The organism is Chelatococcus sp. GCM10030263 (genome assembly GCF_042666455.1).
GTDB lineage: Bacteria > Pseudomonadota > Alphaproteobacteria > Rhizobiales > Beijerinckiaceae > Chelatococcus.
In genome coordinates, this window is record NZ_JBHTDB010000016.1 from 718,434 (window position 1) to 743,475 (window position 25,042).

Sequence of the window (25,042 nt, forward strand, 5' to 3'; positions counted from 1 at the left end):
GGGGCTCAGACAGTATCCGGCCCGCTCTCGTGCCCCGTTACCCGCGACAGGATCGAGCGGGCGCCGGACGGCCAACGCGCGCCGCGCCAGGAAACGTGCTGATCGGGCCGGATGAGCAGCCGTGAGGCCCCGTAAAGCGGCCGGAGCCCTTCATCCATCGCGAGCACCTTCAGCGGGATTCCTGCTGCCGCCGCCTCCTGCTCGGCGCGGCGTTCATCCTCACCCGGCTGGCCGAGGACGAGCAGCGTGAACCCTGGCCCGAAAAGGTCGAAGATGGAGGTGGCTCCGTTGAGCCAGACATGCGGCGCGCGGCAGCCCGGGATGGCGGCCGGAACATAGTCACGCGTGGGCGCCCAATCCCTCTGCGTGCCGTCGTCCAGAATGACCGCCGAGGGAGCGTAGGTATAGCCGAGGACGATGCCGAGCGAGTAGAATTCAGCTCGCTTGTACTGTTCGACGAGCGCGGCCGCCCTCGTCCGGGCCGCCGCGCCGGCCGGCGTGTCGTCCTCGATATCAGGGGTGGCGAGCTGGTTGGCCAGGACCGCGTGATTCGCTACGGACTCGTCGAGCACGAGTTCGTGGACCCTGCGCCGTTCGGTCTGGTAGCTGTCGAGAAGCGCTGGACCGCCCCATCCCCGAAGCACCGCCGCGAGCTTCCAGCCGATGTCGACGCCGTCGCTGATACCGAGATTCATGCCGTATCCTCCGAAGGGAGGATGAAGGTGGCAGGCATCGCCGATGAGGAACGCGCGCCCGCTCCGGTAGCTGTCGGCGAGCAGCCGGCTCGCCACCCACTCGTCATGGCTGAGGACCTCGTAGGGCAGATCGATGCCCGTCGCGCGCCGGATCAGGTCGGCGGCTTCCCCCTTCGAATAGGTGACGCCCTCCGGCACCTGGGTCGGGGCGAAGTACCACAGATCATCCCGGTCCATTGGACCGATGACGCTCGGCACCTCGGTGTTGATCTGCCAGAACATGATGCCGGGCCCGTGCGGATGGCGCTCGGCAAGGCCAGGCGCGCGAAAGACGATGTTGTAGTTCCGGGACAGGAAGGCCGTTCCCTCCATTCGGCTTCCGATCTCGTCGCGCACGCGGCTGCGCGGGCCGTCAGCACCGACGAGATAGCGGGCGGTGAGCGTTCGCGCGGGGCCGGCTTGCAGGTGGCGGACCGTGGCGGTGATCGACCTGTCGTCCTGGGTCAAGCCGAGGAACTCCGTGCCGAAGGCGAGGCGCACGGTCGGCAGGCTCGCAGCATGATCTTTCAGAACCGCTTCCAGCCGGTATTGCGGGATCCACTGTCCATGTTCCGCGTAACGGGGGTCGCGGTCCGGCGCGCAGGCGAGCGCGCCGTCGAAACGCGCGATCGGTCGGCCGCCAAGTCTCGTGACGAAGTGGACGTTGGCGGGATAGTCGACGCCGAACGGGGACGCCCCCGCGAGCTTTTCGGCAATGCCCCAGCGGCGCATGTGCTCGCGGCTGCGGGCATGCGTCGTCTTGGCGCGAGGCGCATGGCCGACGCGGTCGCTCCGTTCCACCACGAGGCACGACACGCCGCGCATCCCGAGCTCGATTGCGGCCGACAGCCCGGACGGGCCGGCACCGACGATCAGCACCTCTGCGTCAAAATTCCGATCGCTCATCGCCCATCGCGCCCCGAAAACTGCGTCTGCAGCCGTCAAAGCGCGCGGACGGGGCGGAGGGCAGATGGCAAATCACACCCTTAGATACCCGCACAGCATCGCCGGTGCTGCGCGCCAGGTATCGGCGGATTGAATCTGGCATCATCTTACCGTCGGATGGAGCGGTATGGTGGTCCAGGATCCGGAAGTGATCCGCCACCGGCCGAAGAAGCGCGTCCGCCGACCGCGGGCTTGTCACACGGCTGCCGGGCTCAACGAAAATGGGCGGGAGGGGATGATGACTATCGATCGCAGGCAGTTCCTCGCTGCATCGGCGGCAGTGCTCGCCGCTCCCTCGATCGGGCTGGCCGCGACACGCAAGCTCAAGCTCAGCCATTATCTGCCGCCACAGCACCAGACGCATCTCGACCTCGTCCACTGGACGGACAACCTCAGGGCAAAGACCAACGGCGAGCTCGACATCGAAATCTTTCCGGCCGGGCAGATGGGGCCGGCTCCGCGGCAGTTCGATCTCGTGCGCACGGGGCTCGCGGACATGGCCTTCGTGCTGCCTTCGCTCTCGGCGGGACGATTTCCGCTGTCGGATCTGTTCATGGCGCCCTTTCTATTCTCGAAGGGCGAGAACCTGACGCCGCTGACCGATTCGGCGTGTTCGGTCATCGTGACGAGGCAACTTCCCGCGCTCGCCGAGGAATATGCCGGCACGCGCCTGCTCTGCGGCATCTGCACGCGGATTACCGGCTTCTTCATGCGCGACAAGCGCATTGCGGCACCCGATGATCTACGCGGGCTGCGTATTCGTCCAAACGGGCAGTTCGCCGCCGCCCATCTGACCGCCTGGGGCGCCTCTCCGGCGACGGTGTCTCCGGCGGAGGTGGCGGATGCGATCGGCAAGGGCGTCATCGACGGGGCGCTGTTCAATTACGAGGGCGGCAAATCCTTCCAACTCGGGGAGACCGTGCGCGAGGTCAGCGATCTCAACCATTCCAGTGGTTTCTTCGCGCTCGTCATGAACGAGAAGAGTTACAGGGCGCTGCCCGAAGCCCATCGCAGCCTGATCGACGAGACGACGGGCGTCGAAGCCGCGGCCCGTATCGGGGCGGCCTATGACCAAGCCACTGCCGTCGGACGACAATACATGCTCGATCAGGGAGCGACCATTCACGCGATCCCGCCCGAAATAGCGCACGCTTTCAAGGCGCCGCTCGATCCGATCACGGAAGCATATGTGAAGACGCTGGAGGCGAAGGGCCTCAAGGCGCGCCAACTGCTGGCGAGTGTTACCGAGACAGTGCAGCAGGCCGGTTGAGATGCGCCCCGCCGAGGTCATCGCCGCCTTCGCCCGAGCCATGACCGCGTTGTCGGGGGCAGCCCTGGCGGTAATGATGGCGGCGACCTGCTTCGATATCGCCTCGCGGTCGCTGCTGGGATGGCCGCTCCACGGCGTGGTGGAGATCGTCGAAATCACGGTGCTTCTGGTCGCCTTTCTCGGCCTGCCGGAAATGTTCCTGAAGCAGGAAGCCATCCAAGTCGACATCATCGACGGCTTCGTCTCGCCGCAGACGTTGCACGGGCTGAAGCTCTTCGGCCTGGTGGTGACACTCGCCTTTCTCGCCCTTCTCACCTGGACCGTGCTCGAGCCGCTCGCGGATGCGCGTCGCTTCGGAGACGTGAAGCCGGATCTCGGCGTGCCGCTGTGGTGGCTCTACAGCGTGATCGTCCTCTGCTTTGCAGCCTCGGTGCTCACCGTCGCGACCAGCATGGTTGCCGAAATCGGCGCCGGCAAGGGGCGAGCATGACGCCGCTCGCGATCGGCCTCATCGGCATGGTCGTGCTCATCGTTCTCATGCTGGTGCGCGTGCCGGTGGCCGTCGCGATCGGCCTCACCGGCTATCTAGGCTATGCCGCCATCGACGGTTGGGACAAGGCGAGCAGCCTCATGGGCACGGTGCCGCTCGAACTTTCGGCGGCCTATTCTTTGTCCGTCTTCCCGCTCTTCGTCCTCATGGGCGCACTCGTCACCAGCGCCGGGCTGTCGAAGGATCTGTTCCAGGCCGCCAACGGCCTGTTCCGCGGCACGCGAGGGTCGCTCGGCATGGCCGCGCTTCTCGCCTCGGCGCTGTTCAGCGCGGTATGCGGCTCTTCCCTCGCCACTGCGGCCACCATGAGCCGGGTCTCGATCCCGGAGATGATCCATGCCGGCTATTCGCCGCGGCTGGCCGCGGGCGTGGTCGCCGCGGGGGGCACGCTCGGCATTCTGATCCCTCCGTCGCTCATCCTGATGATCTACGCGATCATCGCGCAGCAGTCGGTGGCAAAGCTGTTCGCCGCCGCGCTCCTTCCCGGAGTTCTGCTCACGGTTCTCTATATGGCGGTTGTCGTTGTCGTCGTGCGCCTCCAGCCGGCCCCGGCCGCCGTCAGCCCACCGACGCCGGCTGCCCCGAGAGGCACCGCAGGCCGGCTCTGGCCCATCGGCGCCCTGTTCATCGTCACGCTCGGTGGCATCTATGGCGGCATCTTCACCCCGACCGAGGCGGCCGCAGTCGGCGCCTTCGGTTCGCTGGTGATCGCGGCGTTCACGCGGCGGCTCTCCTGGAGAAAGATCGGACCGGTGTTCATGGAGACGGTGCGAAACGTCGCCGGATTGCTGTTCATCGTAATGGCATCGATGCTCTTCTCCTATTTCGTGGTACAGACCGGCATCTCTCAAGCAGTCATCGAGGTCGTGGGGCGCAGCAGCGTCAGTCCGGTCGAGGTCATCGTCGCGGTCTGCGCGGTCTATGTGCTGCTCGGCTGCATTCTCGAAGGCATCGGCATGATCCTGATCACCGTGCCGATCGTCCTGCCGCTCGTGACCTCGTTCGGCTGGGACCCGGTCTGGTTCGGCGTGCTGCTCGTGGTGCTGGTAGAGATCGGCCTCATCCACCCGCCCTTGGGAATGAACATCTTCATCATCCGGGCCACGGTTCGCGATCTCGATACCAAGACGATCAGCCTCGGGATCATCCCCTTCCTTGCGGCGCCCTTCATCCTGCTGTGCCTCATGATCGCCTGGCCGGAGCTTGCGCTGTGGCTACCCGGGCAGATGCGATGAGAGGCACGCGCGCGCCCATCGAACATGAACGAAGCATTTTGGTCAGTTGAGGAGAGCGGGCATGCACGAAGCGACTTCCAGCGTCTCGATGCTCGAGGAGGAGGAGCGGCGACGGTGCGCCGCGCTCATGGCCGGCGACGCCGAGACGCTCGCGGCGATGCTGACGGACGATCTGGTGCATATCCACCTCACTGGAAAAATCGACGACAAGGTCGGTTATCTCGAGGGCTTCAGGACCAAATACCTGTTTCGCGACGTGGAGCGCGGTCCGCTCAACATCCGGATCTGGGGCGACTGCGCCGTGATGGTCGGCACGCTGACGCAGAAGGTCGTGGTCAAGGAAACCGGCGCAACGCACGACATTCGTGCGGTGACGACGCAAACGTGGCTGCGCATCGGCGGCCGGTGGTTGCAGAGCACCTGCCACAACGCACCGCTGACCGCTTGATCCATAGGAGAACAGGATGCCGCTTGCGATATTCTCACAGAACGATGGTGCACGCCGTCTTGGAAAGGTGATCGGCGACACGGTCGTCGATCTTTCGGTTGCCGCGCCAGACCTGCCGGGCGACGTCGTCGGCTTTCTCGCAGCCGGCGAGCGGGCCCTTCCCGTCTATCGCTCCATCGGGGCCGATGCCCCGGGTCGCCGCGCGCTCGCCGAGGTGCGGTTGCACGCCCCGGTGCCCTCCCCTGAGAAATATCTCGCCATCGGCATGAACTATTCCGATCACGGCGCCGAGGCGAAGAGACTTGGCGTGGAGGTGCCGCCATGGCAGCTCTGGTTCAACAAGCAGATATCGTGCATCAACGGCCCGTTCGACGATGTAATCCTGCCGAAAGTGTCGGAAAAGACCGATTACGAGGCGGAGCTCGCCGTGGTTATCGGCCGGGCCTGCCGCTACATCTCGCCCGAAGAGGCCCCGGCGGTCATCGGCGGCTACATGATCGCGAACGACGTCTCGGCCCGCGACTGGCAGATGCGCACGGGGACCATGACGCTCGGAAAATCCTTCGACACGCATGGCCCCATCGGTCCCTGGCTCACGCTGTCCGAAGAGGTCGGCGACCCCCATGCCCTCGATATCCGCATGTTCGTCAACGGCGAGCAGCGTCAGGCGGCCAACACGAGCCAGCTCATCTATAATATCTGGGAGCAGATTTCCTATCTCTCACAAGTCATGACCCTGAAGCCCGGGGACATTCTCGCCACCGGAACACCGGCCGGCGTCGGCGTGGCACGCAACCCGCCGGTATTCCTCAAGCCCGGAGACGTCATGCGCGTCGAGATCGCAGGCCTCGGTCATATCGAAAACCGTGTGGTGGCCGAAAGCTGAGGACGGATCATGGACGCACAGCAAGGCAAGGTCATCATCACCTGCGCGATAACGGGCGGCATCCACACGCCGTCGATGTCGGAGGCGCTACCCTACCGGCCCGAGGATATCGCGGCGCAGTCCATCGCGGCGGCCGAAGCCGGAGCGGCCATCCTGCACCTGCACGCGCGCGATCCGAAGGACGGTCGCCCGACACCCGCCGTCGACGTTTTCATGCAGTTCCTGCCGCGCATCAAGCAGGCGACCGATGCCATCGTCAACATCACGACCGGCGGCGGGCTCAATATGAGCATGGATGAACGCCTCGAGGCGGAACAGTTGCTTCTCATCAAGCGGCTGGGGGACAGCCATCGATACGAGCAGGAAGGCTGTACGCGTGTCGACAAAAGCTTGGCATCCCCATAAGTCGCGGCAGTTACAAATCAACTCCGTCGAGAAACAGTCCGTAACGTATCTGCCCGGATTGAGCCCGGAATAGCGGCCAAGAATGCAAGTCTTGTCCCTATCCGAAGACTTCAGATGCTCTTTCGTCCAAGATGCACACGGCATACCAGAACAGGCCAAGGCTGTCCGCCCTCCGCCGAGCTCCCGTGCCGGAGCAACGGCGGCTCCCAACGTATGTATAATATCGCCGTCGCGGTGTTCATCGTGCTCGGCATTCTTTTGCCGCTTTATGGGCTGATATGGGCGCCGGCCACTCCTGACGGCGGCCGCCGGCTTCTCTGGGCTTTGGTGCCGGGCCACGATTGTCAGCCCGGAACTTATCGCGATCCCGTCACCGGTCGTTCAACCCCGTTGCCCAACCCGTGTTCTCCTCTCGTTGAATGGAAAAACAGAGCTCATTGACTCCGCACGCGCCTCCATATTGATGTCTTCAGCCGCATGATCATCGCTCCGTCTCCCCATGTGCTCATCGTCGAAGATGACCGCGACATCGCTCAGCTCGTCGCTCGCTACCTGCGTGGCAACGACATCCGGGTCACGACTGCTGAGAACAGTCGCGAGATGGATCGTGCGCTTGCCGAGGGCAGTGTCGACCTGCTCGTGCTCGATCTCAATTTGCCGGGAGAGGACGGCCTCGACATCTGTCGGCGCCTTCGAGGGAACAATTCGCCTCTTCCGATCGTGATGTTGACCGCGAGGGGGGAGGAGATCGATCGCATTCTCGGCCTCGAAATGGGCGCAGACGACTATCTACCGAAGCCCTTCAATCCAAGGGAGCTGCTCGCCCGGATCAAGGCGGTTCTACGGCGCCGTACGGTGGAACGTCCCGACCCGGTCGAAACCACGAGAATTCTCGCCTTCTGCGGATGGGAGTTGGACGTCAGACTGCGCGAGTTGTTCAATCCGGTGCACGCAAGAGTCCCGGTGACGGCGGCGGAATTCGACCTCCTCCACATCTTCTGTCAACGACCCGGGCAGGTGCTCTCGCGCGATCAGCTCCTCGAATTGACGCAAGGCCGCATCGCCGGGCCTTATGAGCGCTCGATCGATGTTCTGGTCTCCCGTCTGCGCCAGAAGATCGAGGACGATCCGAAGGAGCCGCGGTTGGTCAAGACGATCCGCTCCGGCGGCTATCTCTTCACCCCGACCATAGAGCGCCACTGATGACCTGGCGTTTTATGTCGTCCTTCGGACCGCGGCACATTGCCGGGCAGATCATCCTGCTCGTCGTCAGCAGTGTCGTCGTCTTCCATGTCATCACGCTTCTCGCCATCCGGCTGACCACCGATCTGCCTGCGCGGCCCGATCGCCCCCCTCCCGCCGTGATCGATCGCTTCGCCGATTTCGTGCGCCTGCTCGACCGACTTCCGCCGGCCGACCGGCCCGAGATCGTGGCGGCGATCCGCGAGACTCATCCGAGCTTGGCGCTTACGCTCCATCCCTCAGATGCTGCGCTGGCGGATGCCCGCCCTACCTCGCCAGCGATCGCGACCGGAAACGACGGCCTCGACCATCTGCGCCGTGCACTCGGCCCGGAGCTTACGCCGGTGTTGGTTGCCACGGCACCGACCGTTGGCAGCGGCCCGCAGAAGGGGCACGAAATCTCCGTCAGGCTGGGGGACCGCTCAGCCGTCACCGGCGTCATTCCGAGTTTCGGAGCGCCGCGCCTGCTACGCCCTTGGGCCGTGCTGATCGGAACCCTTGTCTTGATCACGCTCATCCTCACGGCGCTCCTCTGGTGGGCCACGCGCGGCATCATGGAGCCGCTCGCCGGGCTCGCGCGCGCGGCGGAGGCCTTTTCGCTCGACCGGGATCCGGCGCCGCTGAGCGAGGAAGGGCCCGCGGAAATGAAGGCGACTGCACGGGCTCTCAACCGTATGCAGGACCGGATATGCAAGCTCGTCGAGGACCGCACGCGCATGCTCGCCGCGGTGAGCCACGATCTTCGCACGCCGATCACCCGGCTGCGGCTGCGCGCCGAATTCGTCGAGGACGAGACGGTGCGGACGCCGATGCTGCGCGATCTCGCCCAGATGGGCGCCATGGTCGATACGGCCCTGGCCTATCTGCGCGGCGGCGCGGCCCAGCGCGGTCGCAGTCTCGTGGATCTTGCGAGCCTGTTGCAGACGCTCTGCCACGATTTCGCTGATATGGGCGGCAAAGTGTTCTACGAGGGGCCGGATCATCTGCTGATCGAAGCGCGTGTGGAGGAGATCCAGCGCGCAGTCACTAATCTCGTGGAAAATGCCCTGAAATACGGTGGGCGCGCCGCTGTTCTGCGCCTGACGAAAGTCTCGGATGGCGCCGTTGAAATTGACGTGATCGACGACGGCCCCGGTATTGCCGACGCGCAAAAGGCCAGCGTGATGGAGCCCTTTGCGCGTGGCGACGCGGCACGGAGCATGACCGCCGAGACCTCAAGCTTCGGGCTAGGCCTTGCCATCGCGCGGTCGGCCGCGGAGATCCACGGGGGTCGACTGACCCTGCATGATGTGTACACCCAAGGCCCGCGGCGCGGCCTCTGCGCTCGGCTGCACCTGCCGCTAAGCGCTGCCTGACGTCAGAGCGTCACGGCGGAATGGTCGACTAGGAGCCGTTCCATGGCGTCTCCGCTCGGGTCGATCCCCTAGACCCGGCGTTCCGGGGACCGAAAGCGTGCCGTCGCTATTCAGCACCGGGCGGCCGCATAGATCGAGCAGCGGATTGGGACCGGCATCGAATTCGAGATAGGGAATGGCACGGCGCACCGGCGTGTTTCTCCGGCAGGGTAGCGACCAGATGCTTCGCCGCCATGAAAATGATGATGCCGCCCATGCGGGACCAGCGGTCGGTCGTACAAATCGGCCAAGACCACGACCTGGCCGACGCCGGTGAGCGCGCCGCAGATCGCAATGTCGGGCTGCAGCTCGTCCAAAGCGCCGGTATCGAGAAAGGGCCGATATTCGGCCGCCGATCGGCACCGTATCCAAGGGCGGCGCGTCTACTTGGGTAACGCCGGCTAATCCCCAAGTCGTCCGCGAACGATGCGCAGGACTGTGTCGAGATGCTCGCGCACGCTCTGTTCGGCAGCGACCGCGTCGCGGGCCTTGAGCGCGCGGGCGATGGCTATATGTTGAGTCTGCAGGAGGTTGATGTCGGCGGCGCTGCCGCCCGGCGCGAGCTCGCTGTAGGAGTATTCGTAGAACTCCTCGATCAGCCCGGCGAGGCGCGGGCTCTGCGACATCTCTCCGAGCTGCATGTGGAAGGCGCGGTCCAGAGCCGAGCGTGTCTGGACGCTGCTTGACTGAACGGTAGCGCGCGCTTCCTCGCAGGCCTGCTCCAGCGCCGCAATGTCCGCATCGCTCGCCCGCTGGCAGGCGAGCCGCACGGCCGCGCCTTCGAGGCCTTGGCGCAGGATGATGACTTCGGACAATTTGCCGCTCGTGTCCTCTACCACGACGCCGCCGCCGCGCAGCCGGCGCACGAGCCCCTCGCTTTCGAGCTTCGAGATCGCCTCGCGCACGGGCGTGCGGCTCACGTTGAGGAGTTGGGCGAGCGAGGTCTCGACCAAGCGCGACTGCGGCGGAAAGCGGCCTTGCAGGATAGCGCGGCGAAGCTCCCGGTGAACGTGCTTCACCACCGGTTCGCGCTGCACCGCCTGCAGGAGTTCCGTCTCTTCATTCATCAACGCGTGCTTTCCACTGCCGATATGTCGTTATAGAGGCGGATCGCTCCCGGCCGGATCAACCAGAAAGCGATTCTGCCGCCCATCCTACCGGATAGACCATTAAGCGACGCGTCGACGGTCATTGCGTGGCACGCGTGGACATCTTCTGGATCAACGCCACGAGCCACAGGCCGAAGACCGAAATGAAGGTCATCAAGGTCGAGACGGCGGCGATGGTCGGATCGATGATCTGCTGGACATTGACCCAGATCTGGCGCGGCAGCGTGGGCGCCGAGAGCTTGGTGAGGAAGAGGCTCAAAATGATATCGTCGAAGGAGGCGATGAAGGCGAAGAGCGCAGCGCTCATGATTGCCGGCCGGAGCATCGGGAAGGTGACGTACCGAAGCGTCCTGAGCGGCGAGGCGCCGAGGCTGCGCGCCGCCCACTCGAGCCGCTGGTCGAAACCGTAGAGTGCCGCCGACAAGATCATCACGACATAAGGCATGGCAATCAACGTATGCGCGGCAACGAGGCTGAAGGTGGTGCCGAGAATGCGCATGCGCACGTAGAGGAAATAAAGCCCGACGGCGATGATGATCTTCGGGAGAATGAGCGGGCTCATCAGGAAGATACGCAGGATGTTCTTGCCGGGAAAGCGGCTCCGCACCAAAGCCACCGATACCATGAAGCCAAGGACAAGTGAGAGAAGCGCCGTCAAGGTGGCGACGAGGAAGCTCACATGTGTTGCCGTCATCCACAACTGATCGGAGAAATACTTTTCGTACCAGCGTAGCGAGAACCCCGAAGGTGGGAATTCCATCACCTCGCTCGGGCTGAACGAGACGAGCACGATGATGACGATGGGCGCCATGAGAACCGCGAGAACCGTGACAGAATAGGCGGTGAGAAGGATGTCCCCCGCCGACAGGCTGCGCGTCGTCATCGGGCTCCTCCCCACATGCGGTCCAGATCCACATGCCTATTGGCGAAGATCTGGATGACGATGGTCACGGCGAGCAGGATCATCGAGAGGGCCGCAGCCAGCGTCCAGTCGAGCGCCTCGTTGATCTGCAGCGCGATGACGAGCGGCAGTGTCGTCTGCTCCGGCCCGCCGAGCAGCGCTGGCGTAATATACATGCCGATCGCCAGCATGAAGACCAGGAAGCTGCCGGCGAAGACGCCGGGTTTGGTCAGAGGTACGAACACCGCCATGAAGGCGCGCGCCGGCGAGGCACCGAGGTTGCGCGCCGCCAGCATCAAGTTGCGGTCGATGTTGTTCATAACGCTGAACAGGCACAGGATCATATAGGGCAGGAGATAATAGGTGAGGCCCACCATCACCGCGACATGCGTGCCGAGGAACGGGAAGGGTTCGTCGATCACGCCCATCTTGAGGAGCGTGGTATTGACAAGCCCCTGCCGGCCCAGAATGACGATCCAGGCATAAGTGCGCACCAGCCCGCTGCTCCAAAACGGGATCAGCACGAAGGCCATGAGCACCACTGTCCAGGTGCGATTGAGTCGCACCAGCCAATAGGCGACGGGATAGCCGATGGCGAGCGTGAGCACCAAGGTCACGACGCCGATCACCATAGTATAGCCCAGCACCCACCAATAGACCGCCTGGGTGAAGAACTCGTGGTAGCCAACGAGCGTGAAACCGTCGTTCCAAATGCTGCGCCACATCATCTGCACGAGCGGCCAGCCGAAGAAGACGAGATAGAACGCGACGGCGGGCACCGTCAGCCACGGGAAGCTCGTCGAGCGCCGGGGCTTGAGTGCCGGCGCACTGGCCGCGGGCCCAGCTGCCGGTGCGAGCATAGTGTCCGTCATCGCTGTCCTCACACGTTCCGAACTGCCGCGCGTCAGCGAACGGCGAGCTTCGCCCAGCCTTTGGCGATATCGGCGCGCACCTTGCCGAGCCACACCGTGTCGACCTCACGGCCGAGCTTGGCGGTCGCTGGGTTGCCGGGCAGAAGCTTGGCGATCTCGGCCGGGATGAACTTGTAGGCCTCGCTGTTGATCGGCCCGTAGTTGGTCGGCTGGGCGAGCTTGGCCAGAATCTCGGGCTTGCAGACATAGGCCAAGAACTTCATCGCGTTGTCCTTGTGGGGGGCGCCCTTCGGAATGGCGAAGAAGTTCGGGAAGGTGAGGTGCTGGTTCCAGTTGATAGCCACCGGCTTGCCCGCGGCGATCAGCGGCGCGACACGGCCATTGGGTATGATGATCATGTCCGCCTCGCCGTCGGACAGATATTGTGCGACCTGGGCGTAGCCATCAGCGAAGACGATGTTGCTGCCGAGCTCGCGGATCTTGGCAAAGGAGGCGTCAAGATCGAAGGGGTAGAGCTTGGCGATGTCGCCGTTGATGGCAAGCGCGGCCTGCTCCACCGGCGGTCGCGTCGCGCCGATCGACGAGCGCTTGCCCGGAAAGGCCTGGACGTTCCAGAAGTCGCCCCAAGTCTTCGGCGCCTTGTCGCCGGGATACTTGTTGGTGTTGTAAGCCATCACCATCGCCCACTGGATCGTAGGGAAGGCGTAGTCGTTCTTCATCTCCGGCGGGATACCGGCCTGACACTCGGCAGGGATTTTCGACCAGTCAATCTTCTCCAGAAGGCCGGCGGCAGCAAGATTTGCGGTGGTGTCGGCTGAGATGTCGACGAGGTCGGCCTCCACGTTACCGGACTCGATCATCACCTTGAGCTTGGCGAAGTTGTAGCCCGAGGCTTCCGAGAGCGTGACGCCCGATGCTTCAGCGAAGGGCTTGAACCAGTATTTGCTCTGCGCCTCCTGATAGCTGCCGCCGAGCGACAGGATGACAAGATTGCCGGGGCTCTGCGCCTCGGCAGCGGGCGCGGCCATGACCATTGCAGCGACGGACGCGGCGGCAAGACTGGCTTTCAGAAGAAAAGCCTTCGGACCCAACTCAGACATGCGACACACTCCTCTGGATATTGCTTATTGTCAGATTGGTGCTGGCCCGACGTCGGCGGCGAGGCCTGCTATTCGCGCAGCACGATGCTGTCGGCGGGCTGCCAGCCCACCATGAGCTGGTCGCCCTCGCTCACCGGCATGCCGATGCCGCGGTTGGGGCGCTTGACCTTCACCTCGAGGCCTTCGCCGATCCTGACGCGGAAGAGGGACGCGTCGCCGAGATAGATCTCACCGACGACGCGGCCCGGCACCTTGTTCGGCAACGAGTCCTCGGGCTTGCACAGCCGCAGGCGCTCGGGACGCAGGAAGATGACGCCGGACGAGCCGGCCGGCACATCGCCCGGCGCGACCTCCACCTCGGCGCCGCTGTCGAGCACGGCAATCGGCCGCTCGCCTGTGCCGCCGAGGCGGCAGGGAATGAAGTTCGACTCGCCGATGAAATTGGCGACGAAGCGATTGCCCGGCCTTTCGTAGATCTCGCGCGGCGTGCCGAAGCTCGATACGCGCCCGGCCTCCATGACGGCGACCACATCCGACATGGTGAGCGCCTCTTCCTGGTCGTGCGTCACATAGACCACGGTGAGGCCGAGCTCGCGCTGGATGCCCTTGATCTCCTCCTGCATCTGCAGACGCAGGCGTCGGTCGAGCGCGCCGAGCGGCTCATCCATGAGGACCAGCGAGGGACTGAAGACCAGCGCGCGGGCAAGCGCCACGCGCTGCTGTTGGCCACCGGAGAGTTGGGCGGGATACCGCTTAGCGAAAGCCTCCAGCCCGACGAGCTTGACGAATTGGGCGATGCGGTCGGCGGCTTCCGACTTCGCCACGCCGCGCATCTTCAAGGGAAATCCAACGTTTTCGGCCACCGTCATATGCGGGAACAGAGCATAGTTCTGGAACACCATGCCCATGTCGCGCTTGTGCGCCGGCATGCGTACGACCGACTTGCCGTTGACGAGGATGTCGCCGGCGGTCGGCTCGACGAAACCGGCAACCATCATCAAGGTCGTGGTCTTGCCGGAGCCGCTCGGCCCGAGCAGCGTCAAAAATTTACCAGGCTCGAGATCGAGCGAGACACCGAGCACCGCACCGCTGCCGTCGTAGAACTTGGCGAGATCGCGAAGGACGAGGCTGGCACCGAGGGTCATGGGGCTCTCTGAGGTTCAAGGCGTCGCAAGGGGCGACGGGCCTCAAGCCCGGCGCGTCTTCATCATGGCAGGACGGTCATGGGCGGGCTCAGGCCACCTCGACACGCGGCTCGCGCGGAATGCCGAGATCGGCCCAGGTCCGCGGCTTATCGACCAGGGCACCATATTTCTGCTTCGGTGCATAGCGACCCTCGACCTCGGCATCGGCGACGAGGCGCAGCAGCTGCGAGGCACGCGTGTGGAGGGATGCCGTACGAACGTCGCGCCAGATGCGTTCGAGCGGCGCCGTCTTGAAGAGGGCTCGTGTGCCGACGATGTCGAAAGCCTTGCTGATGACGTGCAGCGCCGTCTCGCGCGCGGTGTGGTGGGCGCGGAGCGAAGCGAGCGCGGCTTCGCCAAAGTTCTCCTGCTCCCACAGCGCATTGGCGAGGAGGCAGGAACCGCGTGCCGCCTGGATCTCGCCCGAGAGCTCGCCGACGAGCACCATCAGTCCCTCTTCCTTCTGCAAGAAAGGCCGGGCCCTTAGCGTCGACAGCACATAATCCAGCGCGGCCTGGGCGCCACCGAGGAGTTGGAAGGCCTGCGACAGCTCGAGCGTGTAGGGGTCCTTCTGCACGAAGTCGCCGGGCTCGCCGAGGACGTTCTCCCACGGGATGAAGACGTTCTCGAGCTTGGCGCTCCAGCTCACCGACGAGCGCAGGCCGACGATGTCGTCCCAGCTGTGCTTGTTGAAGGTGAGCCCAGGGCTATCCTTCGTCACGATGGACAGGGTGAGCCCGTCCGTCGCCGCATTGGCGCCGGGAGCGATGCTCCAGTAGAGCAGGTAATCGGCGATGGGGGCGTTCGAGCAGAAATGCTTAGAGGCATTGGCGAGAAAGCCGCCGCGTACCGGCGTCATCTCCGCCTGGAAGATCAATTTACGAGTCGCATCCTTGGCGGCCGTCTGCTCCTGGTGGTTCACCTCCGAGCCGAGCGAGCCCATGATGGCGCCATTATTGACGACGTCGCCCAGAATGCGCCGTTTCTGCTCCTCGCTGCCGAGGCGGGCGACGGCGCCGCACTGGTGATAGTGAATGATGAGATCCCAGCCCGTGGCGACGCAGGCGCGCGACACCGCCTCCGTAACGAGATAGGCGGTAAGATGGGCGTTGCCGGCCGGCGTGCCCTCCCCGCCATATTCCTTCGGCACGGCGAGCTTCAACAGGCCCGCCTCGCGCAGCTTGGCGAAAGTTTCCTTCGGAAAAGTCGCCGCTTCGTCGTCACGACGCGAATGGGCCGAGATATCGGCCGCCAGCGAGCGCGCAGTCTCGACCCAGCGTTTCTGCTCGGCGGACAGAGAGAAGCCCATGACGCGTTCCTTTTCAGATGGGGGATGGCCGGCGCCCAGACGCCTGTCTCATCGCGTTTTGCTTATTGCATGCAGCATGCAAGAGACGAACGAGTTCGTCAAATCCGAATTGCACAAATTTTATGCCGGCATGCCAACGGCATGGCGAGATTTGCGGCCGATGGGCTGATTACATGGACCATCCGGTGACTTTTCCGGGTGTGACTGTCGCTCAAGGCACGCCCTCACACGGCCGAGGGGCTCACGCGCTGGCGGAAATTTCAGCAATGCGGTCGATGAGAAGCCCATAGGCCAGCTGGCCCAGGCGGAAGCTCGAAAGCCGCAGGAATTCATCGGGTCCGTGGAAATTCTCGTCCGGCAGGCCAAAGCCGAACACCACTGTGTAGACGCCGAGTTCGCGGCGAAAGAGGTCGAGGATCGGGATCGAGCCGCCCGAACGGGTGTAGTAAGGCTCGCGACCATATAGCTCGACGAGCACGTCGCGCGCCGCCCTGTTGGCCGGGTGATCCATGGGGATGAGATAGGGATGGCCGGCATTGGGCAGGATCTCGACCTCGACCCGTACGCCACGCGGCGCCTGCTTAACGAGATGGTCCCGCACGCGTGCGGCGATCACCGCAGGGTCCTGGTCGGGCACGAGCCGACATGTGATTTTGGCGCTCGCAGTCGATGGCAGCACGGTCTTGACGCCGGCTCCGACATATCCGCCGCTGATGCCGTTGATCTCCAGGGTCGGCCGCGCGCCGATGCGCTCGCGCGGCGTGAAGCCGGTCTCGCCCGCCAATTCCTCGACGCCGACCTGTACGCGGTATTTAGCTTCATCAAAGGGAACCGCCGCGATGAGCCGGCGCTCCTCCTCGCTCAACGCCCTGACTTCGCGGTAAAAATCTGGAACTGCGACGCGGCCGTCGGCGTCGCGCAGGCCGGCCATCAACGCTGCCAGCGCGTGAATGGGATTGGCGACCGCCCCGCCGTGCACGCCGGAGTGGAGGTCCGCTTTCGGCCCATGGACGGTGATCTCGAGCGCGCAGATGCCGCGCAAGCCCATGCGCAGATCGCCCTCCGTCTCGCTCCATTGCCAACCGTCGGCGCTGAAGGCCATGTCGCAGGCGAGGCGCTCGCGATGCTCTGCAACGAAGACCGGCAGGTCGGGGCTCAGGATCTCCTCCTGACCTTCGAACAGGAGCTTGACGTTCACCGGCAGGCGGCCGCGCGTTCGGAGCAAGGCTTCGAGCGCCAGGATCGGCGCGAACATGTTACCCTTGTCGTCAGAGGCACCGCGCGCATAGATCCGCCCGCCGACAACAGTCGGCGCGAAGGGTGGACGCGTCCAGGCCTCCACGGGGTCGGCCGGCTGGACGTCGAAATGGCCGTAGATCAGCACCGTCGGCGCGCCGGGCACCTTCAGCCAATCCGCATAGACCATGGGGTAGCGGCCGGCGTGGAGCACTTCGGCATGCTCCAGCCCCGCCTTTTTCAAACGCTCCGCCACCCAGGCGGCGGCGCGTTCCACGTCGCCGAAATGCTCGGGTGCGGCCGAGACACTCGGGATGCTGAGAAATTCCGCGAGTTCGGCGACGAAATCGGCCTGCCGGGCCTGGAGATAGGCCTCGAAGTCTCGCGAGGTTGCGTTCAACCCGTGGCCTCGATCTGGCGCAGCAGCACAAGCGAATCGCGCAGCACCCAGCTTTCGCGGATGAGCCCACCCGCCACGCGGTAGATCCCAATGCCGGGCACGTTAACGGCTCGGCCGGTGGGTGGCCTGCCCTGGAACTCACCTTGGTGAATGCCAAGCATCGTGTAGCGCACCACGACCTTGTCGCCGTCGACGAGGACATCATCGAGGGTGAAGCGCACGTCGGGGAAGGCCGTGATCAGCGAGTGGTAGTTCTTGGTGATGCCCGCGGGGCCCGCGAGTGTGCCGCGCGCGCCAGCGTGATTGACGTATTCGGGCGCGAACAAGGTCTCGATCGCCTCCGGCTGACGCCGGTCCCAGACCAGATCGTAGTAGCGAAGGATGACCTCCTTCGGCGTGAGCGCTGCATCCATCGATCTTCTCCGCTTTGTCGGCGCTGAGACCGCTTGACAAAAAACGCGGCAGCGCGACCATATGTGTACTGCATGCAGGAAACAGACGCTAGCGCCTTCGGCTGTGACGGGGGGCGCGCCTTTGTGGAGCGGCCGGTGACAACCACAATTCCCCTTGTTCACAGACGCCAGGCCGTACGCACGTCGATGCGCTCCGCCGGCATCGATCTCCTCCTCATCGGGCCGAGTGCGGGCTTTCGCTATTTCGCCGGACGCAACGCCATTCTCACGGAACGCTTCGTGGCGCTCGCCATCGGCGCGGACGGCAGAGACGTCATCTTCAGTCCACGCCTGCAGGCGCCACTCTACGAGACCATGGCCGGCGTGGAGCTCCGCATCTGGGACGAGACCGAAGATCCGCTCGCCGCCGTCGCTGCGAAGGCTCGGGCCGCAGGCGTCCGCAGCATCGCTGTCAACGCCGAATTCTGGAGCGGATTCCTCTTGCAACTCGCCGTGCATTTGCCCGACGTGTCGCTGAAGAACGGGGCAGCGCTCATCGAGGCGCCGCGCATGGTCAAGGGTCCCGAGGAGATCGCCGCCCTCGCTGCGGCGGCTGCGAAGATCGATGCCGTCTGGGCCGAATTCGTCGCGACCACCGACAGCATGGTAGGCCACACAGAGCTCGAACTGCGCGCCAGGATCGACGCTATGATGCGGGCTCAAGGCTTCAGCGAGGTGACGTGGGTCGATGTCGGCGCCGGCCCCAACGGCGCCTCCTCGCTCCATCATGGGTCGGACCACGTCATCGCCGCGGGCGAGCCGGTCGTGTTTGACTTCGCCGGCTGCTACGAAGGCTACTACGGCGATATCTGCCGAGTCGCCGTCTCGGACGAGCCTCATCCGGACTATGTCGCACTCTATGAGATCGTGCGCGAGGCACAGGAACTCGCATTCCGGGCCATCCGGCCGGGTGTGGCCGCCGGTGCCATCGACGCCGCTGGGCGCGAGCATATTGCCGCCCATGGCTTCGGCCCGCTGTTCACGCACCGCCTCGGCCACGGCATCGGCTTGGCCGCCCACGAGGCGCCGTACATCGTCGCGAGCAACGACACGCCGCTCGAAGTCGGTATGACCTTCTCCAACGAGCCCGGCGTCTATGTGCCGGGCCGCTGGGGCGTGCGCATCGAGGACATCGTCGTCGTCGCGCAGGACGGCGCGACCCGCCTCACCCAGTCGCCACGCGATCTCGTCCGCTTCGGCTAATCGCTTTCGAAGGAAGCACCAGCATGTCGCACGATCCATCCGGCAAGGCGCTCGCCTTCCCGCGCGAAGACTACGACGCGCGTGTCGCCAAGCTGCGGCAGCGCATGGCGGATGCCGGCGCGGACGTGCTGATCATCGACGAATTCGAGCATCTCGCCTATTACACCGGGCACATTCCAACCGCGGCGATGTACCAGTGCTGCCTCATGCCGGCCGCGGGCGAACCCGTCATGATCGTTCGCTCGCTCGACGGCCCCATGCTCGAGGAGATGAGCTGGACGACCGATCACGTCCTCTTCCATGACGACCAGGATCCGATGACGGTTGTTGTGACGGAGCTCAAGCGCCGCGGCTGGGCCGGCGTCCGCATTGCGGTGGAGACGGATTCGCACATCATGCTGCCCGCGCGGCTCGCCCGCCTGAAAACCGAGCTCAGCGAAGCCACCTTCATCGATTTCGCCGGCCACATGTGGGAGCTTCGGCTCAAGAAGTCGCCGCGCGAGATCGCCTATCTCAAACGTTGCTCGGAGATCTGCGACATTGCCACCCTCGCGGGTGCAGAAGCCTCGCGCATCGGTGTGCCGGAGCGCGAGGTCGCTGCGGCCATCACGGCGGCAGCGCTGCGTGCCGGCGCCGACAACACCCGTCTCGTGCTCATGCAGTCCGGCCCCCGCTCCAGCACGCTCCACGGCGGGCTGGGCAGCCGCGTCCTGGCGCCGGCCGATATCGTCCATATCGAAATGGTGCCACATTATCGCGGCTATAGCGCCCGCTCTATGCGACCCGTTTCGGTCGGGGAGCCGACGCCACGCCAACGCGAAGTGGCGGAGAAGCTCGTGGCCTTCCAGGACGAGCAATTCGCCGCCATGAAGCCCGGCGCGCTCGCCTCTGACGTCGATCGCATCCTGCGCGACCAGGTGCTCGCGGCCGGCTTGCGCGAGACCTACACCAACATCACGGGCTACACGCTCGGGCTCGTCACGATTCCGCGCACCAGTGACTTCACGCGCGTCTTCCTGCCCACCTCCGACTGGTTGCTGGAAGAGAACATGGTGTTCCACATGTACGGCTGGGCGGAAGGTATGGCCTTCAGCGAGACGGTCCTCGTCACGCCTGCCGGCGGCGAGCGGCTAACGAGGCTGGACCGCCGCTTGTTCGTCGCCTGAGGACTTAGATCAGGGAATCTCGCCATGGCCGAACAGCAGCATCTCTCTGCCGCTCCGGTGCCTCGAATGGAGCCGAATGCTTTTGACGCACGGCTCTTCCGCAGGGCGCTCGGGCAGTTCGCCACAGGGGTTGCGGTCGTCACCGGCTTGAGTCCGGCTGGCGAGCGGCTCGGCATGACGGTGAGCTCGTTCAATGCGGTGTCGCTAGAGCCGCCCCTCGTGCTGTTCAGCATCGCGCGGGGCGCCCTCAGCCTGCCGGCGATGCTCGAGCTCGAGGGTTATGCGGTCAACGTCCTGTCGCGCGAGCAAGCTAACCTGTCCGGCCGCTTCGCGCGGCCGGCGAGTGACAAGTGGACCGACATCGAGCATGCCACCGGCCACGCCGGCGCCCCTCTACTGCCCGGCGTCCTCGCGCATTTCGAATGCGCCGCTCATGCCCGTCACGACGGCGGCGACCACGTCATCTTCGTCGGCCGCGTCGTCTCCTTCGCCTGGAATGACGAAACCGAGCCGTTGCTTTTCTTCCGCGGCGCCTACCGGGAGGTCAATGCGCTGCGGGCCGAGCAAGGCCGGTCAGGCTGACGGATAGGGCAAGGTTCGGCGGACGGCACCGGCTCGATCGGTAAGGCTCCGTCGAACGCTTTGGTCCGCATTCAAGGTCGAGAGCAGCGTGCACTTGTCGGTATTTCGGACGCTCGGCTCCGACAGGCAGTGGCGGATGATGCCATAGCTCGCAAGGGCATATGAGTGCGTTTGACAGCTGCCAATCTAGATGCCACGATTGGCGCCAAGATGGGAACGGTCACAACGACCTCAGTCGGTAGGGTAGTCCATATGGCATTCCAGAATTCAGGCGGGCACCGCCTTGCGCCCACGGACGGGCGCCTCGCGCGTTGCACGGCGCTCGGCATCGCAGCCGCGACGCTTTTCCTTGGCGCAACGGGCATCGCCCTGGCACGCGATCTCACCATTGCTCTGCCGACCAATGTCAATACGCTCGATCCGGACAAGTCGACGACGGTCGGCACGGACTTGAGCGTCGTCTCCCACATCTACACGCCGCTTATCGACCGCGGGCCAGACCTCAAGCTGCGACCGGGGCTCGCCACCTCCTGGACGCCGGTCGGCGATACGGTCTGGCGCTTCGAGCTGCGCGACGGCGTGACCTTTCCCAACGGCGAGAAGCTCGATGCCGATGCGGTGAAATGGAATGTCGAGCGGATCCTCGATCCGAAGACCGGCGCGCGCAACAAGCCATGGTTCGCCAATATCACCGAGGTCCGGGTCGTCTCGCCGACGGTCGTTGAATTCGTGACGCGTGGCGCCTACCCCGATCTTCCGGCCCAGATGTCCATGTTCTTCCTGATGCCGCCGAAATGGACGGCCGAGCATAACCCGTCGACGACGGCGCTCGGCAGCGGCCCCTACGAACTCGCCGAATTCGTGAGCGGCGACCGAATCGTGCTCAAGGCGCGCAAGGACTACTGGGGCGAGAAGCCCGCTTTCGACAAGGTGACCTTCCGCGTGATGCCGGAAGATGCCGCGCGCATCGCGGCGCTGCTCGCCGGCGACGTCGATCTCGTCACGGTTTTTCCGACCTCCGAGATCAAGCGCATCAACGACAGCAAACGCGCCAAGGCCAGCTCTGTCACCGGCACGCGCGCCATGTTCGTGAAGCTCAACGCGACGCGCCCGCCCTTCAAGGACAATCCGAAGCTCTGGCGGGCGCTCAACCTCGCCGTCGACCGCACCGCGATCAACGACGGCCTGCTCGACGGGCTCGGTGAGCTCGAAAGCTGCCAGGTGCTGTCGCCCGCCTATTTCGGCTACAATCCCGATCTGAAGCCCATTCCCTACGATCCGGCGAAAGCCAAAGCCCTGCTTGCCGAGGCCGGCTATCCGGATGGCCTCTCCATCGAGCTCGAAGTGCCGACCGGCCGCTATATCCAGGCCTCCGATATCGCTCAAGTGGTCGCTGCCCAGCTCGCCGAAGTCGGCGTGAAGGCAACCATTCGCGAGCTCGAGTTCGGCGCCTTCATGAACAAGTATCTCGTCGCGCGAAACCTCGCCGATACCGCCTATTTCGGGCTGGGCTGGCCAACGCTCGACGCCGGCGGCCTCTTGAACTTCTGGGAATCCGACAATCCCCAGGCCTATTGGGACAATCCGGACTTCACGAAACTGGCGCGCGAGGCTCGTTCCACCAACGACACAGCCAAGCGCAGCGCGCTCTACAAAAAGCTCACGCAGTCCATGTGCGATGCAGCGCCGCTCATCTTCATGTTCTTCACGCCCATTACTTACGCGGAGAGCCCGGACATCGAGTGGCAGGCCCGCGGTGACGACTGGGTGCGAGCCATGGACGTGAAGCTGCGCTAGAGCAAATCCGGCTTGCATGGAATCACCTGATGCCATGCAAGCCGGTGATTTTGCTCGGCTATTTTTAAGTTGAGCAAGTCCGCGACAGACAGGCTTGCTCTAGGCCACCAACCTCGCCCGGAGGCGATCTGCATGCAGTCTGCCGTTTCACCTCCGTCTGAAAGCCAGGCTCTCGGACGTGAAAAGCGCGACGGCTTGATCCCTCCCCAACGCAAATCGGGTGTTCCCGATTTGCGGATTATTGGGAGTGCGACTCGGAAACATCCGAGTTGCACGGGGAGGGTGGAACCGAGCGAAGCTCGGAGCCGGGTGGGATGCAGGACGGCCGTTGTGTCCCCCTCCGCCGTCAGATCGAACGCGGGCCTGCCCGCGTTCGATGTGAGACCACCTCCCCCTCGGGGGAGGATCATTCCAGCGCCGTCAAATGCGATCGCTCCCTCACCTCTTGGGGCGGCGACGTGAAACGGCCCACGGGCGGTCGACCTCAATCAACATCAGCTCATCCCGCTTGCTCGAACTGAAACGGATAACGACGTGTCCTCAGAACGACAGACCGCGGATTCCGCACGCCTGCGCATAGGCGTCGATTCCGGCGGTACCTTCACCGACGTGTGCATGTTCGACGAGACCTCCGGCGAGGTCCATGTCTGGAAGGTGGCGAGCACGCCGCAGGATCCCTCCCTCGGCATCGCCGGCGGCGTCGAGCAAGGCCTCGCTGAGGTAGCGCGGGCGACCGGGCGACCGGGCGAGGTGGTCTATTTTGGCCACGGCACGACGGTGGCGACCAATGCGCTCATCGTCGGGCGCGGCGCGAATACCGGCATGATCACGACGGCAGGCTTCCGTGACATCATCGAGCTGCGCCGGCAAAAGCGTGACTCACTCTACGACATCCAGACCGACAAACCGCCGATCCTCGTTACCCGGGATAACCGGCTCGAGGTGCGGGAGCGAGTCACCTTCGACGGCAAGGTATTCGTGCCGATCGTCGAGGAGGACGTGCGGGCGGCGGTGCGCAAGCTGAAGGAAGCCGGCATCCGCTCCGTCGCCGTCTGCTTCCTGTTCAGCTTCGTCGCGCCTGCCCACGAGGCGCTCGTCAAGCGCATCCTCCGCGAGGAGATGCCGGACGCCTTCATCAGCGTGTCGCATGAGGTGGCGCCAGAGTTCCGCGAATATGAGCGCTTCTCGACGACAGTCGTGAACGCTTATCTCGGGCCGATCATGCGCTCCTATCTGGAGCGGCTCGAGCCGCGGCTCAAGGACATCGGCGTCGATACCCATGTCCATCTCACCCAGTCGAACGGCGGCGTCATCTCCTCGGACGTCGCGCAGGACTTTCCGGCACGCACGGTGCTGTCCGGACCGGCGGCGGGCGTCATGGGCGCGCTCGCCATGGGCCGCTATTCGGGTTTCGAGAACCTCATTACGTTCGATATGGGGGGCACCTCCACGGACGTGTCATTGATCGATGGCGGCAAACCGCAGATGTCGAACGATGCGGTCGTGCACGGCTATCCCTTGAAGCTGCCGATGCTCGACATCCACACGGTCGGCGCGGGTGGCGGCTCGATCGCCTATGTGGACGCAGGCGGTCTTCTAAAGGTTGGGCCGCGCAGCGCCGCCGCTGATCCCGGTCCCGTCTGCTATGGGCGCGGCAACGAGGAGCCGACCGTCACCGACGCCAATGTCGTGCTGCAGGTGCTGAACCCGACGCATCTGTTGAACGGCCGCATGCCCATCGACCAAGCGCGCGCCAAGGCCGCTATCGCCCGTCTCGCCGAGAAGCTCGGCATGGACGTGATGGCGACGGCGCAGGGCATCATCAGCGTCGTCATCGCCAATATGGCGAAGGCCATCCGCGTCATTTCCGTGGAGCGCGGCTACGATCCCCGTGATTATGCCATGCTCGGCTTCGGCGGTGCGGGCCCGATCCATGCGGCCCGGCTGGCGCGCGAGCTCGAGATCCCGCGCCTCGTCGTGCCGAAATATCCCGGCATCATGTGCGCGCTTGGGCTCCTGCTCACGGATCTGCGCTCCAACATGTCACTGACACGGCTGCAGCCCTTGTCGGACGAGGAGGCCGGGAGCCTGCAGCAGGGCTTCGCCAGCCTGGAGGAGCGCGCCGAGACCTGGTTCGCGCAGGAGGCGATCGAGCCGCAACGCCGCTCCGTGATCCGCGCTGTCGACATGCGCTATGGCGGCCAGGGCTACGAGCTCACCGTCCACTGTCCGGCGGGGCCCATCGATGCCGCTGCGATCAAGGCGCTGCGCGAGGGCTTCGAACGCGCGCACCGCCAAGTCTATGGCTATATCGCCGAAGAGGAGCCGATCCAGGTGACGACCTTGCGCCTCGAGGCGGTCGGCTTGGTGCCGAAGGCGGAGTTCAAGCCGCAGGCGAAGGCCACGACGCCTGTCGAGACCGCGATCGTCACGCGGCGCGAGGTGTGGCTGCCGGAGACCGGCGGCTTCACCCCCTGTCCGATCTATGATCGCGAGAAGCTGGGGCCGGGGCACCGCATCGCCGGACCCGCGATCGTCGACCAGATGGATTCGACGACGCTCGTGCTGCCCGGGCAGGCCGCGACCGTCGATCCCTACCTTAATCTCATCATCGAGGGCTGA

At 64.7% G+C, this 25,042-nt stretch carries 22 protein-coding genes and 1 pseudogene; 13 read left to right on the forward strand and 10 right to left on the reverse strand.

The window, feature by feature from the left end:
* Positions 1-5: 5 nt before the first annotated feature.
* The gene (locus ACFQU1_RS25715) at positions 6-1,640 is read right to left on the reverse strand and encodes an FAD-dependent monooxygenase (protein ID WP_378138166.1); all 1,635 of its coding nucleotides are present in this window, start codon (positions 1,638-1,640) and stop codon (positions 6-8) included.
* A 277-nt stretch (positions 1,641-1,917) separates the two neighbouring features.
* On the opposite strand from ACFQU1_RS25715, the gene ACFQU1_RS25720 reads away from it, so the two are divergent.
* From ACFQU1_RS25720 to ACFQU1_RS25755, 8 genes and pseudogenes are all read left to right on the forward strand, one after another.
* A complete protein-coding gene (locus ACFQU1_RS25720) occupies positions 1,918-2,949 on the forward strand; it encodes a TRAP transporter substrate-binding protein (protein ID WP_378138168.1) in 1,032 nt (343 codons plus the stop codon).
* Between the two features lies 1 nt (position 2,950).
* Entirely contained in the window at positions 2,951-3,439 is a 489-nt protein-coding gene (locus ACFQU1_RS25725; RefSeq protein ID WP_378138170.1) for a TRAP transporter small permease, read from the forward strand.
* A complete protein-coding gene (locus tag ACFQU1_RS25730) occupies positions 3,436-4,734 on the forward strand; it encodes a TRAP transporter large permease (RefSeq protein WP_378138172.1) in 1,299 nt (432 codons plus the stop codon). Before ACFQU1_RS25725 ends, ACFQU1_RS25730 begins: the two co-directional genes overlap by 4 nt.
* Positions 4,735-4,795: 61 nt before the next feature.
* Positions 4,796-5,182, forward strand: a complete 387-nt coding sequence (locus ACFQU1_RS25735; RefSeq protein ID WP_378138174.1) for a nuclear transport factor 2 family protein — start codon at positions 4,796-4,798, stop codon at positions 5,180-5,182.
* A 16-nt stretch (positions 5,183-5,198) separates the two neighbouring features.
* Entirely contained in the window at positions 5,199-6,068 is an 870-nt protein-coding gene (locus tag ACFQU1_RS25740; protein WP_378138176.1) for a fumarylacetoacetate hydrolase family protein, read from the forward strand.
* Positions 6,069-6,077: 9 nt separating this feature from the next.
* Positions 6,078-6,380: pseudogene (locus ACFQU1_RS25745) on the forward strand (3-keto-5-aminohexanoate cleavage protein); the annotation flags it as partial.
* A gap of 570 nt (positions 6,381-6,950) precedes the next feature.
* On the forward strand, positions 6,951-7,676 hold the full coding sequence (locus tag ACFQU1_RS25750; protein WP_378138178.1) for a response regulator: 726 nt from the start codon (positions 6,951-6,953) through the stop codon (positions 7,674-7,676).
* Entirely contained in the window at positions 7,676-9,070 is a 1,395-nt protein-coding gene (locus tag ACFQU1_RS25755) for an ATP-binding protein (RefSeq protein ID WP_378138180.1), read from the forward strand. The genes ACFQU1_RS25750 and ACFQU1_RS25755 overlap by 1 nt, the downstream gene beginning before the upstream one ends.
* 110 nt (positions 9,071-9,180) lie before the next feature.
* Here the strand turns inward: ACFQU1_RS25755 and ACFQU1_RS25760 are convergent, their stop codons facing one another.
* The 9 genes from ACFQU1_RS25760 to ACFQU1_RS25800 form a co-directional block, all read right to left on the reverse strand.
* Positions 9,181-9,477: an enolase C-terminal domain-like protein gene (locus ACFQU1_RS25760; RefSeq protein ID WP_378138388.1), complete on the reverse strand. Its 297-nt coding sequence runs from the start codon at positions 9,475-9,477 to the stop codon at positions 9,181-9,183.
* 33 nt (positions 9,478-9,510) lie between these two features.
* Positions 9,511-10,176, reverse strand: a complete 666-nt coding sequence (locus tag ACFQU1_RS25765) for a GntR family transcriptional regulator (RefSeq protein ID WP_378138182.1) — start codon at positions 10,174-10,176, stop codon at positions 9,511-9,513.
* Positions 10,177-10,297: 121 nt separating this feature from the next.
* Positions 10,298-11,101: an ABC transporter permease gene (locus tag ACFQU1_RS25770; RefSeq protein ID WP_378138184.1), complete on the reverse strand. Its 804-nt coding sequence runs from the start codon at positions 11,099-11,101 to the stop codon at positions 10,298-10,300.
* Positions 11,098-11,991, reverse strand: a complete 894-nt coding sequence (locus ACFQU1_RS25775) for an ABC transporter permease (RefSeq protein ID WP_378138186.1) — start codon at positions 11,989-11,991, stop codon at positions 11,098-11,100. Before ACFQU1_RS25775 ends, ACFQU1_RS25770 begins: the two co-directional genes overlap by 4 nt.
* A 32-nt stretch (positions 11,992-12,023) precedes the next feature.
* Complete coding sequence (locus ACFQU1_RS25780; RefSeq protein ID WP_378138188.1) at positions 12,024-13,091, reverse strand: ABC transporter substrate-binding protein; 1,068 nt, start codon at positions 13,089-13,091, stop codon at positions 12,024-12,026.
* A gap of 68 nt (positions 13,092-13,159) precedes the next feature.
* Complete coding sequence (locus ACFQU1_RS25785; RefSeq protein ID WP_378138190.1) at positions 13,160-14,236, reverse strand: ABC transporter ATP-binding protein; 1,077 nt, start codon at positions 14,234-14,236, stop codon at positions 13,160-13,162.
* A gap of 88 nt (positions 14,237-14,324) precedes the next feature.
* A complete protein-coding gene (locus ACFQU1_RS25790) occupies positions 14,325-15,584 on the reverse strand; it encodes an acyl-CoA dehydrogenase family protein (RefSeq protein WP_378138192.1) in 1,260 nt (419 codons plus the stop codon).
* Between the two features lie 241 nt (positions 15,585-15,825).
* Positions 15,826-17,220, reverse strand: a complete 1,395-nt coding sequence (locus ACFQU1_RS25795) for a dipeptidase (protein WP_378138194.1) — start codon at positions 17,218-17,220, stop codon at positions 15,826-15,828.
* Positions 17,217-17,633, reverse strand: coding sequence for an ester cyclase (locus ACFQU1_RS25800; RefSeq protein WP_378138196.1), 417 nt, complete (start codon positions 17,631-17,633; stop codon positions 17,217-17,219). Before ACFQU1_RS25800 ends, ACFQU1_RS25795 begins: the two co-directional genes overlap by 4 nt.
* A gap of 135 nt (positions 17,634-17,768) precedes the next feature.
* On the opposite strand from ACFQU1_RS25800, the gene ACFQU1_RS25805 reads away from it, so the two are divergent.
* From ACFQU1_RS25805 to ACFQU1_RS25825, 5 genes are all read left to right on the forward strand, one after another.
* The gene (locus ACFQU1_RS25805) at positions 17,769-18,875 is read left to right on the forward strand and encodes a M24 family metallopeptidase (RefSeq protein ID WP_378138198.1); all 1,107 of its coding nucleotides are present in this window, start codon (positions 17,769-17,771) and stop codon (positions 18,873-18,875) included.
* 23 nt (positions 18,876-18,898) lie between these two features.
* The gene (locus ACFQU1_RS25810) at positions 18,899-20,041 is read left to right on the forward strand and encodes a M24 family metallopeptidase (protein WP_378138200.1); all 1,143 of its coding nucleotides are present in this window, start codon (positions 18,899-18,901) and stop codon (positions 20,039-20,041) included.
* A gap of 24 nt (positions 20,042-20,065) precedes the next feature.
* Entirely contained in the window at positions 20,066-20,623 is a 558-nt protein-coding gene (locus tag ACFQU1_RS25815) for a flavin reductase family protein (RefSeq protein WP_378138202.1), read from the forward strand.
* 252 nt (positions 20,624-20,875) lie between these two features.
* Positions 20,876-22,420, forward strand: a complete 1,545-nt coding sequence (locus ACFQU1_RS25820) for an ABC transporter substrate-binding protein (RefSeq protein WP_378138204.1) — start codon at positions 20,876-20,878, stop codon at positions 22,418-22,420.
* Between the two features lie 534 nt (positions 22,421-22,954).
* Positions 22,955-25,042 (forward strand): hydantoinase/oxoprolinase family protein, encoded by a 2,088-nt coding sequence (locus ACFQU1_RS25825; protein WP_378138206.1) that lies wholly within the window; start codon positions 22,955-22,957, stop codon positions 25,040-25,042.